Origin of the sequence: Pseudoalteromonas sp. RB2-MNA-CIBAN-0110, from assembly GCF_040309305.1 — a bacterium.
Classification (GTDB): Bacteria; Pseudomonadota; Gammaproteobacteria; order Enterobacterales; family Alteromonadaceae; genus Pseudoalteromonas; species Pseudoalteromonas arctica.
Genome location: NZ_JBEOOQ010000015.1, coordinates 20,332 through 32,604, shown reverse-complemented (window position 1 = coordinate 32,604; position 12,273 = coordinate 20,332). Strand labels below are relative to the sequence as shown.

Sequence of the window (12,273 nt, the reverse complement as noted above, 5' to 3'; positions counted from 1 at the left end):
ACACTGAGGGCAAGTGATACATAACAACACGTTATGCAGTAGTCCCGCTACCATAGCTTTATAAAAAGCCTTAGACCGGAAACTTTGCGCCCTAATCTTTCGATTAGTTTGCCAGCAATGCGGCGATTATAATTCGGCCCCGCATAACAATCAAACAAAAGAATGCAACCAAAAATAAAAACCAACCCTTTAAGGTTGGTTTAATGTGTTTTTAACTAAATAAATAAGTTAAAGGTTCTTTCGCCCACGTAAATATCAGCAACACCAATAAAGATATAAATATTAGCCACGCAGGCCAAGACGCTTTTGTTACTTTAGCCTCAGAGTCATCCGCTTTTAACTCTTTTGAGCCTGTGATCATCGCCTTAACTAGCGGCTTACCTTTTATTCTATAAACAATAATAGCTAATACATGTAGACCAATAGCATAAAGTAAAATGTCAAAATTCAGCTCATGTAGCCAATTTGCAAAATCAATCGTATCGCTAGACACATATTGAGCAAGCGGGCCGTCAGTTAAAATGCCATCACTACTCATTAACCCGGTAATAAGCTGCGTAATTATAATTATAAAAAATACCATTACCATACAACTGCCAGGTGCTGAATGACCTAGCGAGTCGCTTGGTGTCTTTAGTGCCTTTAAAATAGCACGAGGAGAGTGCAGCAACCCACTTAATCTCGCGGTTTTACTTCCGATAATGCCCCATATTAAACGCGTTACGATAAGTGCTAAAGTAAAGAACCCAGCAACAAAATGAAGCTCAATCATGCCCTCTTCAATACTAAAATAAAGCACCGCAATACTTACAACCAAAAACCAATGAAAGCATCTAATAAACCCATCCCACACTTTTAACGTCGTCATTGCGCCTATCCTTAAAAAAACAGTATTATTTAATTTGTTAACTACTTTAACATCATAATATTAAGGTATCCTTATGAGCCATTCTACAAGCCGTGAGAGTAAATATCATGCAACCAGTTAAAAAAGCTATTTTAAAAGGCTTTTTAGATATGCTACCACTGTGTTTAGCCGTTGTTCCTTGGGGTATTTTATGCGGCTCTTTAGCGATTCAAAATGGTTTTAGCGCCTTTGAAACCCAAGCAATGTCGTTATTAGTATTTGCAGGTTCTGCACAGCTTGTTGCGATTGAACTTATGGCGGGCAACACACCATTGCTCACAATTTTATTCACAACATTTATTATTAGCTCTCGGCACTTTTTATACGGTTTAGCTGTGCGTCATAAAGTCATTGATCAACCTATGCGTTGGCGCTTACCGGTGAGCTTTGTTTTAACCGACGAGCTATTTGCGTTTTCTCACCATAGAAAAGCATACAGAACAAAAACACGCTTAATATACGCATTGAGCGCTGGTTTTAGTTTTTATATTGCATGGAATATTTGGACGTTAATTGGCATTGTAGCAGGCACAATGCTGCCCGACTTAACTAATTTAGGGCTCGACTTTGCCATTGCTGCCACGTTTATAGCTTTGGTTATTCCGGGAATTAAAAACCTAGCCTCACTCGTTACGGTAATTGTAGCAGGCATTAGCGCAACGCTTTTAAAAAGCACAGGATTTGAGTTATGGCTTGTTTGCTCAGCGCTGCTGGCAATGGCCGCAGGTTACAGCACAGCAAGACTAACCACTAAAAAGGAAGTAACGCCATGATGACGACTATTTTACTCATGGCATGCATTACATTTTTTACGCGTTATTTATTTTTACACCGTGCTTTACCGTTTAAAGTAGGCCCTAAAATGCAGCAATTTTTAAGCTTTAGTGCACCGGCAGTGCTTACAGCAATTTGGGTGCCTATCGTGTTTTTGAATGAAGATGGCATTAACTTAAACTGGCAGAACCCTTATTTAAGCGCAGCAATAGTCGCCATTATTGTTGCCTACAAAACACATAATATTTATTACACTACGCTTGCCGGTATGGGGCTATTTCTAATTTTAAATTAGTGCGATCTTTATACTTTATGAAATACTGCACTCAGGTTAAAATGCGGCTAACAACAATAAAAAGACGCCAATATGCACGAATTTCATCAATTAAGCGCAACAAGCTTACAGGGTCAGCCTATCAACTTTAATGATTTTGAAGGGAAGGTTGTGCTTATTGTTAATACCGCAAGTAAATGTGGATTTACCTACCAATACGAGTCACTGCAAGCTTTGCACAATAAGTATGCCAGCCAAGGTTTAGTTATTCTGGGATTTCCGTGCAATCAATTTGGTCAGCAAGAACCCGGCGACGCAACACAAATAGAGCAAGGGTGCTTAATTAATTTTGGTGTGAGCTTTTTAATGGCGGCCAAAGTAGATGTAAACGGTGAGCATGCACATCCTGTATTTCGTCACTTGAAATCGGCTTTACCTGGTTTTTTAACACGTAAAATAAAGTGGAATTTTACTAAATTTTTAATTGCCGCAGATGGTACACCAATTAAACGTTATGCACCTTTTACTAAACCCGAAAAGCTAGAACTTATAATTCAAAAAGCATTAGCACAGGCTAAAAGTACGCTTTGAAAAGTAATAAAGAGGCGCAAAGCCTCTTTATTGCCAATACTATTGAAACTTAAACATACGCATAACTGCACATTTAAACTCTCAATATTAATTGGTATTTTATTTATACTAGTGAAATTTAATCGGTGTAATCGCTTAAATCGTCTTCGCCTAGATTTTTACGCAAGCGTTTTTGCTCAAGGTAGTCTTCCAACTTCTTTTTAACCTTTTGCTTGTTCTTATCGTGTTGATTACGTCCGAGCATTTCGTACTCGTCTTCAACAAAATCGTCATCTAGCGCATCGTAACTAAATGTCTTACCCACAACCCACTCCATAAAGTGTTTGAGACCAACCAAGGATTTTATTATCGCAATAGCCGGTAAAATTAAAAATGTTTAATGCCAAAGTGCACTGCAAATTAACATCAAAATAAAGCCACGCGACTACTGTAAATAGTCTTCATGTCAGTAATGTGAATAAATAGCGCTAAATTTGAATTGAGGAAAGTGAGAGTTTTTTATCGTATCGATAAATAAAATTTATTAATTTTTATTAGTTAGCCAATTTGACTAAAAAATAGTTATTTATTAATTATTTTGACTTGCTAAAAAACAAAGAAAAACACTTAATCAATTGTTTTTTATGGAAAAATAAAACTGGCATCAAACTTGTTATTAATTAATCGTCATCAACAAAAAGTAGAGAACAAACATGAAAAAATTACTATTAGTTAGCGCATTAATTTGTACGCCAGCCGCTATGGCTCATAACGACAACGATTCTGCAATTTCATTTAGTAACGATGAATGTAACGTCGAATTTAAAAACGATGTACGTATTAAACCAAACGAATTAGAAATTTTTACTGCCAATAATAAAACTATGCAATTTAATACCCATGGTGACTTAACCGTAAATGGCGAGCTTGTAGCGCTTAATAGCTCACAACGCGAAGCACTGAATAAGTACTCTGACAGCTTACGCACTCAATTACCTGAAGTAGCTAATATAGCGTTAGAGGGTGTTAAAATTGCCGGTGTGGCATTAGAAGAAGTAGGCAATGCATTTAATATTGACGGTCTTGATAATATGTCTGAGCTTATGGACGACATTAAAATTGAGGTAGAAAATACATTTTACCAGCAAGGTACATTTGTAATGGGCCAACAAAGTTTTAATCAATTTGGCGAAAGCTTTGAACAACAATTTGAGCAGCAGATAGAAACAGCGGTTGAATCAGCAGTAATGCAATCAATGGGCAGTATTTTAGTGGCTTTAGGTTCTGAGTTACTTGGTTCAGGCGGCGATATGGATGCCTTTGAACAACGCATGGAAAATATGGGTGCACAAATAGAAGAAAAAGTAGAGCTACATGCAAGCGCACTTGAAGAGAGAGCTAACTCTTTATGTGAAAACTTTGCTGATATTGCAAAACAAGAAGAGCAATTAGTAATGCAAGTGCCAGAGCTTAAAGGTTACCAGTTATTTAGCTTTAAACAGAATTAGTACAGCAAACGTTATTTAACATCCCTTTGGCAGCACTTAAGTTTACTTAAATGCTGCTTTTTTGTGCTTCCCAAACTTACTTTTTAGCTAATAAAGTGAGCTTACCCAGAGTAATAATGGCTTGCTCTATCTGCTCGCTCCACGGCACACCATAACTTAACCTTACGCAGCTTTTATACTTATTAGAGGCTGAAAAAATAAGCCCAGGGGTAATACTAATACCAACCTCAAGAGCAAGTAAAAATAATTTTTGACTATCGTATTCGCCTCCTAAATCTAGCCACATTACACAGCCTCCTTTTGGATCGCTTATACGTGTATTTTTTGGCATAGCTTGTTGTAAACACCATCGCATACGCTCTTTGTTATCGCGCAGGCGCTGCCTGAGTACCTTTAAGTTACGGTCGTACTCGCCGCTGGCAATAAATTCTGATAACGCCCATTGGTTTATTAACGAAGCGGAGCAACTTAGTGCTCGTTTATATCGCCGCGCTTGTGTTGCAAATTTACCGGCAACTAACCAACCTACACGATAGCTAGGCGCTGCCGTTTTAGAAAAAGATGAGCAACTGATCACTAATCCTTTTTTAGAGTACGCTAAAGCAGGTGTGCCTCGTTTAGCCGTAAAATATAGATCGCCGTATACGTCATCTTCAATAAGCACTACGTCGTGGCTTTCGAGTAACTCCACCAGCTGCTGCCTGTTTGTATCTGGCATAAAGCTGCCTACAGGGTTGCTAATTGCTGTCGAGAATAAACACGCTTTTATGTCATGCTCATTCAAAGCGCGCTCCAAATCGCTTAACCAAATGCCATTATCTGGGCACAGTGGTATTTCGAGCGCTTTAAGTCCTAAGCTTTCTATTAGCTCTATAATCCCGTGATAACAAGGTGTCTCAATAGCCACTACATCGCCTGGCTTTGTCACGCACTTAAGCGCAATAGCCATGGCCTCTTGCGCACCATTGGTGATCACAAGCTCGTCCATATCAATGCCAATACCAAAATCTAAATAGCGATGCACTAATTGCTTTTTCAGCGGTACAAACCCATCTGTTGGGCCATAGTTTATGGCTTTACTGCCCGCAATTGTCATTACGCGGCGCATGTTTCTGGCGAGTGCTTTATCGGTAGGTGCTGCGGCAATTGGGTTAGCGATACCAAAAGGGACTACGTTCGCTTGATGAATCGCGCTGTACACCTGCTCTATTAAGGCTTGTTTATTTACCACAACAGGTTCGCGACTTAATTTAACTCGCTTAGGTAAATTATGTGCCATGCTAACGACTTTTAAAAAATATCCTGATTTTTCACGCGCCTCTACCAACCCTTGATCTTCAAGTGACTGGTAAGCCTGTTTTACAGTGGGGATACTTATGCTTAAGTTATCTGCCATTTTACGCAGTGATGGAAGTTTTTCGCCGGGGAGTAAAACTTGTTGAGCGCTCATATCTCTAATCAACTGAATAACTTGCTGATATAAAAACTCATGCCCTTGGCTATTTTTTTGTCTTATCATCACACACCAAATCTGTATAGGTTACATTTTTACTTTTCTGTATATGGTAAGTATACAGATAGGTCTTAAAATAGCCATTCAACCGGGCTTTGGAGACTAACCATGAAAAGTGCAGCGCTATACATTACAATCGTTTTAATTTGGGGCTCAACTTGGTTAGCCATAGAGTTTCAGTTAGGTGATATTGCGGTAGAGTTATCGTTATTTTATCGCTTTGCTATTGCAGCGCTTTTAATGTGGCTATATGTAGCGTACAAAAAACCCGACATGCGATTTAAGTTACTGGATCATGGCTTTTTTGTTTTATTAGCCATTTGTAATTTTGGATTAAATTATTTAATGCTTTACTGGGCACAAAATCACCTTACCTCAGCCATGACCTCTATTGCCTTTTCAATGCTGCTGGTTATGAACATAGTCAATACTCGGTTATTTTTTGGTAAGCCAATCTCAAAACGAATTTATACAGGTGCTGTACTCGCTGTATTAGGTATTACGTGTCTGTTTTGGCCACAGTTACAGCAGTTCGACTTGAGTAATGGTGCGTTGGTCGGGTTACTACTTGCCCTCGGTGGCACCTTTGTGGCTTCATTGGGAAATATGGTAAGCGTTCGTAATTCTCGTAAACAAATTGGTGTATTGCAAGGCAATGCATGGGGTATGTTATACAGCGCTATAGGCTTGGCTTTATATGTATTAATGAACGATGTGCAATTTAGTTTAAATGCTCCACCAAGTTACTGGTTATCACTACTTTATCTATCAATATTTGGCACTGTAATCGCTTTTGGTTGCTACTTTGCTCTACTTAGAAATATAGGCCCTGAAAAAGCCAGCTACGTTATTGTTTTATTCCCATTAGTGGCAGTAACACTGAGTAGCTTTTTTGAAGGCTTTGAATGGCACGCAAATACCTTTGCAGGATTTAGCCTAGTGCTATTAGGTAACGCCATTGTGCTTACTCCAACAAAACGAATTAACGCCTTTTTAGCTAATAGAGCAATCGCTAAAAGTGGCTCCGTCCCCAGTTAGACGCGTTATTAACGCAACTAACGTAAAAGCGCCTACCCTACTGTAGGCGCTTTTTTATTGGCATATGAAAAAGTAAAGCCTGTCCATGTACACTAATAACGGCAGGAGTTTTACCTACCAGTTCACCATCTGCTTCAATCAATAACCCTTCAGTTTTTATGGAAGCTGTATTTAAGCGACTGTAGTTAAGGTTTTTTATATGCTGATGGCGCTTAAAAAACAACTTCATGAAGCTTATTACATTATAAAAAAGCCCACCCGATCGCATTTGATAACACTCAAGCAGCCCATCAGTTAAATCTGCTTTTGGCGCTATTTCTAGACCACCACCAAAGTACTTATGATTAGCAAATACGGTAATTAAATTTTGATACTGCCTAACATCGTTATTAAACGTACCTTGTAACTGCTGAGCTTGATAATAAAATAGCTCTTTAATGCTCGTCCAACCGTAATCAAAAGATGAAAAACTAGCTTTAGCATTAACCGCTTTAACTACATGAGCATCAAACCCTACCCCTGCAATATTAATAAAATAGCGGCTATTAATTTTTCCTACATCAATTGATGTCGGCGTATTAAATAATGCCTTTCGCCAATCATCTTCTTTGCAACTAAACCCTCTCGAGAAATCATTACCTGTACCGCAAGGCAATAATGCTAACGTACAGCTACTCCCTATTAACGCATTAACCGCCAAGCTCAATGTACCGTCTCCGCCAAGTACAACTACTTTGGTAAATTTACTCAGTAGCAACCTTATTTGAGCGCAGTCATCGTTAAAGTTTCCCGTTGTAGTAAACATACAATAAGAAAAACTGCGTTTTTTACAAATGCTTTTAAGCCACATTAGTGATTTTTCACTCTGTTTTTTTGTACTTGGTTTAATAATTATTAGTAGTGACAAGCTTTTGTTTCCAACAATGTATTTAAGAACGAAGAAAAAAGAGTTTAATTGAGTTTTTTTAATCTGAATAACTAGTCAAAAAAGGTTGTGTAAAATGCATGTAAATAAATAAAAAAACACACAAACACCAGTATCAATGAGAGTAAAGCCGATTTTATTTTAACTATTTATGCAAAAACGATAATAAAAAACACTGAACCGCACGTTAATAAAATCAATAAGGATTAGTTTAACTAATCCGTCAGGCTCAATTTTTATCGTTGTCTTTTTAATCAAACAACGTGCAAAATGCACGCGATTTCAACATATACAACCCGGAGCAGAATAATGAAACCAATTAACACATTAAATCAAACAGCAGCAGCTCAAGTAGCAGTTAAACCAACTAACCGTAAAGCAAGAATGTTAGCTAAACTTAACACTATTGGTAAAAGACTAGCACTTAGCGGCGCAGCTCAATATAAATAATCACCCAACCATGATTATTTTTCGGTGCAGCGAACACTCAACCACTAAATGAAGTCACTTATTTAGCTCCCCTTTGTTTGCTGCAACCTATTTATTTTATTAAAAATTGCCTTAATTTCCCCTTATTTACAAAAAAAACCTCATTTACGTACGTTTTTTAGGCAAACAGTCATTTTGCTATTTACACAGCGGTATCACCTAAGTATTATTCTGCGTCACGGAGAGATGGCAGAGTGGTCGAATGCACCGGTCTTGAAAACCGGCATGGGTTTATAGCCCATCTAGGGTTCAAATCCCTATCTCTCCACCATATTTTAATTGGTGGCTTTTTTTACTTCCATCAATACAAACGGTTATGCGTTGGAGAGGTGTCCGAGTGGCCGAAGGAGCTCCCCTGCTAAGGGAGTATAGAGTTTGTAGCTCTATCGAGGGTTCGAATCCCTCCCTCTCCACCATACTTAATTTAAACCACTTGATTGTGGTTTTTTTGTGCCTAAAATTTAACACCGATACTAAATTGGGAGGGTGAGAACCCTCGACAGGGTTCGACAAAATGTCTGGAACATTTTGGGCCGCTGCAAGCGTCGCGCAGCGATTGATTACATGGATGTAAGCAAGTCTATCCCTCTCTCTGGACCATACTTAATTTAAACCACTTAATTGTGGTTTTTTTGTACCTAAACTTTAACACCAGTACAAAATTGGGAGGGTGAGAACCCTCGACAGGGTTCGACAAAATGTCTGGAACATTTTGGGCCGCTGCAAGCGTCGCGTAGCGATTGATTACATGGATGTAAGCAAGTCTATCCCTCCCTCTGGACCATACTTAATTTAAACCACTTGATTGTGGTTTTTTTGTGCCTAAAAATTATAAAAACTAAACAAATTGTGCCTAGTAATAACTTAGGGCATTATTAACATAACTTTAGCCACTTTAGGTTTAGCTATGATCCGGTTCATATTGCTATCAGTTTGCGCGGCAGCACCATTTTTTACCTTGGCACAAAGTACAACAGTGTATAAGTGTGTAATTAAGGGCGTTCCTACCTTTAGCCAAACGCCTTGCGCTAAAGATGCACAAGTTATTACTCTTAAAGATATAAACGTAATTGAAGCATACAAAAGCTCTACGCCCGGTAAAGGTATTACCGACACCTCTGTGGATGACTACTTAGAAGTTCAACAAATAGAACGAGAAATAAAGCGCCTTGAGCTATCTATTGCACAAAGCCAAAAAGAATACGCAGCTAAAAAACAGCAGATAGATTACATGACTCAAGATAAAGCCAATCGTTTAGGCGCTTCGTCTATTGCTGATGCTATCGCAACTAAAACAAATTCGTTAAAGCAAGCTTACGACGCATCAATTAATCAAACGCAGCAAAAAATAGAGTCATTAAAACAAAGAAAACAGCAGCTTAGCCAAAACCCTTAAGCGCTCGTTTTACTATCGAAATAAACTGCGCAACGTCTTCTTGAGTATTATAAATATGTGGCGATACTCGTATCCCAAATTTACGGGCATCTACACTGACTTTCGCTTTATTAAGCTCTGTAAGTACATGGTCTTGCTCCTTGTTAAAAAACAAAATAACAGTCCCGCTGCATTTATCACTACTCATAGGTGATGCAACATATTTGCCTAGTTGCTCATGAATAAGCGTAAGCATAGCTAAATTATGATTCCTTACCTTGTGAGCAGTTAGCTCTGCAAAGTAAGCAATGCTATTTGCGGCAATAATATAAGGCGCTACAGAGGGAGTGCCCCCCCAAAACTTGAGCGCACTGGCGTTATATTCAAAGTGGTTTATATTGAACTCAAATGGATTTTGATGCGAAAACCAACCCACATCTTTAGGCTCACAATACTCTATTTGATTTTTGTTAACCCATAAATAAGCTGCACCTGGGCCACCACATAACCATTTAACGCTCGAGCCAATCATAAAGTCCGCATCGAGTATGCTTAAATCAAGCGGTATAACACCCGCTGACTGAGCAACATCAACTATTGATAAACTATTGGTTAATTTACTTATAGCTACAATATCGTATACAGGCGCCTGTACACCTGTATTTGAATACACATGACTTATAAAAACTAAATCGATGTCGGCGGTTATATAACGCTGCCAAACACTAATATCAGTTAGGTTTTCGTGCTCTGGTATAAACATAATTTGTGCGCACTCTGGTAATGCTTTTTGCATTGCAAAACCCATGCTCGGAAAATCACTTTGTGCCATTAGCACTTTACAATTTTTTTGCTGTAACCGTGGGTGCGACATAAGCAACTTTGTTAAGCCACTTGATAAATTAACCTGAGGACAAAACTGCGAACTAGGCGCATTAAATAACTTACCAAGCGCGGTAGTAAATTGCTCAACTGCGGGCAGCCATTGTTGCCAAGGTTCTTTATTTGAGCTCTCCCACGGTAAAAAGTAGTGCTGAGCTAAATATTGCTGCGTATTTTTAAGAGGACGCCCTACCGAGTGGTTTAGTAAATAACAGCCATCAGCCATACAAAAATCATTTTTAAGCATGCTATTTAACCCATTTTTTAAGTGTATTTAGATCGTCAAAACGTGTTTTTATATCGTCGCGTTTGGCACTGGCTCGCCTATCTCTTAATTTTTCGAGCGAATCAAGTAACACATGAAGCGGCGGACCACTTGCTGTTACCTTGCTCATATGCTGCTGTTGCATATTTTTTGAGGGCTGAGCAATAAACTTTTCAACCAGTTGATTATGATGACCGACTGCGGTGTCGCCATGTAATTTACACACTTGAATAAATAACGTTGCATGGTTTTTAAACCAATCTGTATTTTTATATTGCTTGGCTTGTAAAAAGTCATCCATAAAGCTTTGCATACGCATGGCTTCTCGCAGGATTTGTTGATCCTCTGGCATCATATATAAAAACTTATCCACCAGCATTTGCGAGTAACTAGGCTCATTTGCGCTACAAAGCCCTAGTAACATATCAATCACGTTAATACCTGCAAAGTCACCAGCATTTGCACCTCTGTAAACCTCTTTACCTACACGGTACGGTTTATAATAAGGGCGAACGCAGTTAAAAAAGCGATCTGCATCGAGCTCAGAATAAAGTGCATTATTTGACTCAATTACATCTATAAGCGCTTGTTTGGCTACTTTTAATAACTCACCACACAGGGGGTGTGAGATACCTAACGGCAATATTTTTAATAAAGCATCACTTGCACGTTTATAGGCCAAAATACCTTGGGTGTTGTAATCAAGAAATAGCTTTTCATCAGGTAAATTGGTAAATCGTTTATAAATACCGTTAAGTGCTTTGTTATGAGTAGTTAAGTGGGCGGTAGCAAAACGAGGGGTTACGCCAATGGATGCGCCTATATGCATAGCAAGCGCTGAGGCTTCAATTAGTGGGGAGCTGGTTTCTCTGCTTGGCTCAGTAATTTCATGGCGCCTACACGCCGCCATAAACAATCCTACGTTACCGAGTAAGTCAAAAGCGCTATCAAAGCCTTGATCTGTGTTTCCCTCGGCTAATAAATTGCTAATTAATGCGTTGCCTTCTTTTTCTAATTGTTGCTTTAAGGCCTCACCTATTCCTTCTACATTTGCTTTATCGGTTTGCTGCCAATAAAGCTGCTCTAATTCACTATTTAAAGTGACAAACTCTGTTCGTATCCAGTGATCAAAAATAGCGGTATGTGTGTTCATTGTTGTGCTCTATTATTTTTATAGTTAAATGCTAACAGAGTTCAATGAGGGTAAAACGCCAAAAAAATTAGTAAAAATTGCAATACTTAGCAATAATCACTACAAATATAAAAATAATTAATAAAAGCCGACAACTATGTTAGATAAAAAAGATCAGCAATTACTCATTGCACTGCAAAGCCAAGCTCGTATGTCGGTTTCAGACTTGGCCAGCAGTATCAACCTATCGGATACACCTTGCCTAAGGCGTATAAAAAAGTTAGAGCAAGAAAACATTATTACCGGCTACCACGCCGCCATAAATCCTAAAGCACTTAACCTTAATGTGTTGGTATATGCGTTCGTACGATTAAGCCAAAACTCGGTAAGTGCTGCAGAGCAATTTGAGCAACATGTAGAAAAATTACCACATGTATTAGAGTGTTGTGTAATATCAGGAAGCTATGATTATTTATTAAAAATCATTGCACATGATCTTGAGAGCTACGAAACGTTTGTAAAACATCAACTAGGTAGTTTAAGTTGTATTGCAAATATAGAATCAACAGTCGTGTTAAAGCAGTCATTTAGCAAAAAACAGTTACCATTATAAAAATAACC

14 protein-coding genes, 2 tRNA genes and 1 riboswitch are annotated in these 12,273 nt (G+C 38.5%); of the genes, 10 read left to right on the top strand and 6 right to left on the bottom strand.

The window, feature by feature from the left end; genetic code table 11:
* Window positions 1–34: 34 nt before the first annotated feature.
* Window positions 35–123: riboswitch (cyclic di-GMP riboswitch) on the bottom strand.
* Window positions 124–211: 88 nt separating this feature from the next.
* A complete protein-coding gene (locus tag AAEY68_RS09455; RefSeq protein WP_007579804.1) occupies window positions 212–868 on the bottom strand; it encodes a cytochrome b/b6 domain-containing protein in 657 nt (218 codons plus the stop codon).
* Window positions 869–975: 107 nt separating this feature from the next.
* Between AAEY68_RS09455 and AAEY68_RS09450 the strand changes: the two genes are divergently transcribed.
* The 3 genes from AAEY68_RS09450 to AAEY68_RS09440 all read left to right on the top strand — a co-directional run bounded on the left by AAEY68_RS09450 (window position 976) and on the right by AAEY68_RS09440 (window position 2,546).
* Window positions 976–1,680 carry an AzlC family ABC transporter permease gene (locus AAEY68_RS09450; protein WP_350585865.1) on the top strand — a complete coding sequence of 235 codons (705 nt, stop codon included), beginning with the start codon at window positions 976–978 and terminating at the stop codon, window positions 1,678–1,680.
* Window positions 1,677–1,976, top strand: a complete 300-nt coding sequence (locus AAEY68_RS09445) for an AzlD domain-containing protein (protein WP_004335020.1) — start codon at window positions 1,677–1,679, stop codon at window positions 1,974–1,976. Before AAEY68_RS09450 ends, AAEY68_RS09445 begins: the two co-directional genes overlap by 4 nt.
* 72 nt (window positions 1,977–2,048) lie before the next feature.
* A complete protein-coding gene (locus AAEY68_RS09440) occupies window positions 2,049–2,546 on the top strand; it encodes a glutathione peroxidase (RefSeq protein ID WP_024593831.1) in 498 nt (165 codons plus the stop codon).
* A 118-nt stretch (window positions 2,547–2,664) separates the two neighbouring features.
* Here the strand turns inward: AAEY68_RS09440 and AAEY68_RS09435 are convergent, their stop codons facing one another.
* Window positions 2,665–2,850 carry a PA3496 family putative envelope integrity protein gene (locus tag AAEY68_RS09435; protein WP_007579801.1) on the bottom strand — a complete coding sequence of 62 codons (186 nt, stop codon included), beginning with the start codon at window positions 2,848–2,850 and terminating at the stop codon, window positions 2,665–2,667.
* Window positions 2,851–3,238: 388 nt separating this feature from the next.
* Here AAEY68_RS09435 and AAEY68_RS09430 point away from each other — a divergent pair, with 388 nt between their 5' ends.
* A complete protein-coding gene (locus AAEY68_RS09430) occupies window positions 3,239–4,033 on the top strand; it encodes a YggN family protein (protein ID WP_024593832.1) in 795 nt (264 codons plus the stop codon).
* Window positions 4,034–4,109: 76 nt separating this feature from the next.
* On the opposite strand, the gene AAEY68_RS09425 is transcribed toward AAEY68_RS09430, so the two are convergent.
* Window positions 4,110–5,552 (bottom strand): aminotransferase-like domain-containing protein, encoded by a 1,443-nt coding sequence (locus AAEY68_RS09425; RefSeq protein WP_024593833.1) that lies wholly within the window; start codon window positions 5,550–5,552, stop codon window positions 4,110–4,112.
* A gap of 102 nt (window positions 5,553–5,654) precedes the next feature.
* On the opposite strand from AAEY68_RS09425, the gene AAEY68_RS09420 reads away from it, so the two are divergent.
* A complete protein-coding gene (locus AAEY68_RS09420; RefSeq protein WP_350585864.1) occupies window positions 5,655–6,584 on the top strand; it encodes a DMT family transporter in 930 nt (309 codons plus the stop codon).
* Between the two features lie 37 nt (window positions 6,585–6,621).
* Here AAEY68_RS09420 and AAEY68_RS09415 read toward each other — a convergent pair whose 3' ends face one another.
* Window positions 6,622–7,491 carry a diacylglycerol/lipid kinase family protein gene (locus AAEY68_RS09415; RefSeq protein WP_350585863.1) on the bottom strand — a complete coding sequence of 290 codons (870 nt, stop codon included), beginning with the start codon at window positions 7,489–7,491 and terminating at the stop codon, window positions 6,622–6,624.
* A 327-nt stretch (window positions 7,492–7,818) separates the two neighbouring features.
* Between AAEY68_RS09415 and AAEY68_RS09410 the strand changes: the two genes are divergently transcribed.
* The 4 genes from AAEY68_RS09410 to AAEY68_RS09395 all read left to right on the top strand — a co-directional run bounded on the left by AAEY68_RS09410 (window position 7,819) and on the right by AAEY68_RS09395 (window position 9,394).
* The gene (locus tag AAEY68_RS09410) at window positions 7,819–7,959 is read left to right on the top strand and encodes a hypothetical protein (RefSeq protein ID WP_004335040.1); all 141 of its coding nucleotides are present in this window, start codon (window positions 7,819–7,821) and stop codon (window positions 7,957–7,959) included.
* A 219-nt stretch (window positions 7,960–8,178) separates the two neighbouring features.
* A tRNA-Ser gene (locus AAEY68_RS09405) sits at window positions 8,179–8,269 on the top strand.
* 52 nt (window positions 8,270–8,321) lie between these two features.
* Window positions 8,322–8,414 (top strand) — tRNA-Ser (locus AAEY68_RS09400).
* Between the two features lie 491 nt (window positions 8,415–8,905).
* On the top strand, window positions 8,906–9,394 hold the full coding sequence (locus AAEY68_RS09395) for a DUF4124 domain-containing protein (RefSeq protein ID WP_007579794.1): 489 nt from the start codon (window positions 8,906–8,908) through the stop codon (window positions 9,392–9,394).
* On the opposite strand, the gene AAEY68_RS09390 is transcribed toward AAEY68_RS09395, so the two are convergent.
* Together AAEY68_RS09390 and AAEY68_RS09385 are read right to left on the bottom strand one after the other, a co-directional pair.
* A complete protein-coding gene (locus tag AAEY68_RS09390) occupies window positions 9,378–10,502 on the bottom strand; it encodes an aminotransferase class V-fold PLP-dependent enzyme (RefSeq protein WP_290294249.1) in 1,125 nt (374 codons plus the stop codon). The two genes, AAEY68_RS09395 and AAEY68_RS09390, sit on opposite strands and share 17 nt — an antisense overlap.
* 1 nt (window position 10,503) lies before the next feature.
* Window positions 10,504–11,673: a PrnB family protein gene (locus AAEY68_RS09385; protein ID WP_350585862.1), complete on the bottom strand. Its 1,170-nt coding sequence runs from the start codon at window positions 11,671–11,673 to the stop codon at window positions 10,504–10,506.
* Window positions 11,674–11,809: 136 nt separating this feature from the next.
* Between AAEY68_RS09385 and AAEY68_RS09380 the strand changes: the two genes are divergently transcribed.
* Window positions 11,810–12,265, top strand: a complete 456-nt coding sequence (locus AAEY68_RS09380; RefSeq protein WP_007579788.1) for an Lrp/AsnC family transcriptional regulator — start codon at window positions 11,810–11,812, stop codon at window positions 12,263–12,265.
* Window positions 12,266–12,273 lie beyond the last annotated feature (8 nt).

Coding starts and splice junctions, on each gene's coding strand:
- AAEY68_RS09455 (WP_007579804.1), bottom strand. CDS start 868: ATGACGACGTTAAAAGTGTGGGATGGGTTTATTAGATGCTTTCATTGG.
- AAEY68_RS09450 (WP_350585865.1), top strand. CDS start 976: ATGCAACCAGTTAAAAAAGCTATTTTAAAAGGCTTTTTAGATATGCTA.
- AAEY68_RS09445 (WP_004335020.1), top strand. CDS start 1,677: ATGATGACGACTATTTTACTCATGGCATGCATTACATTTTTTACGCGT.
- AAEY68_RS09440 (WP_024593831.1), top strand. CDS start 2,049: ATGCACGAATTTCATCAATTAAGCGCAACAAGCTTACAGGGTCAGCCT.
- AAEY68_RS09430 (WP_024593832.1), top strand. CDS start 3,239: ATGAAAAAATTACTATTAGTTAGCGCATTAATTTGTACGCCAGCCGCT.
- AAEY68_RS09425 (WP_024593833.1), bottom strand. CDS start 5,552: ATGATAAGACAAAAAAATAGCCAAGGGCATGAGTTTTTATATCAGCAA.
- AAEY68_RS09420 (WP_350585864.1), top strand. CDS start 5,655: ATGAAAAGTGCAGCGCTATACATTACAATCGTTTTAATTTGGGGCTCA.
- AAEY68_RS09410 (WP_004335040.1), top strand. CDS start 7,819: ATGAAACCAATTAACACATTAAATCAAACAGCAGCAGCTCAAGTAGCA.
- AAEY68_RS09395 (WP_007579794.1), top strand. CDS start 8,906: ATGATCCGGTTCATATTGCTATCAGTTTGCGCGGCAGCACCATTTTTT.
- AAEY68_RS09390 (WP_290294249.1), bottom strand. CDS start 10,502: ATGCTTAAAAATGATTTTTGTATGGCTGATGGCTGTTATTTACTAAAC.
- AAEY68_RS09385 (WP_350585862.1), bottom strand. CDS start 11,673: ATGAACACACATACCGCTATTTTTGATCACTGGATACGAACAGAGTTT.
- AAEY68_RS09380 (WP_007579788.1), top strand. CDS start 11,810: ATGTTAGATAAAAAAGATCAGCAATTACTCATTGCACTGCAAAGCCAA.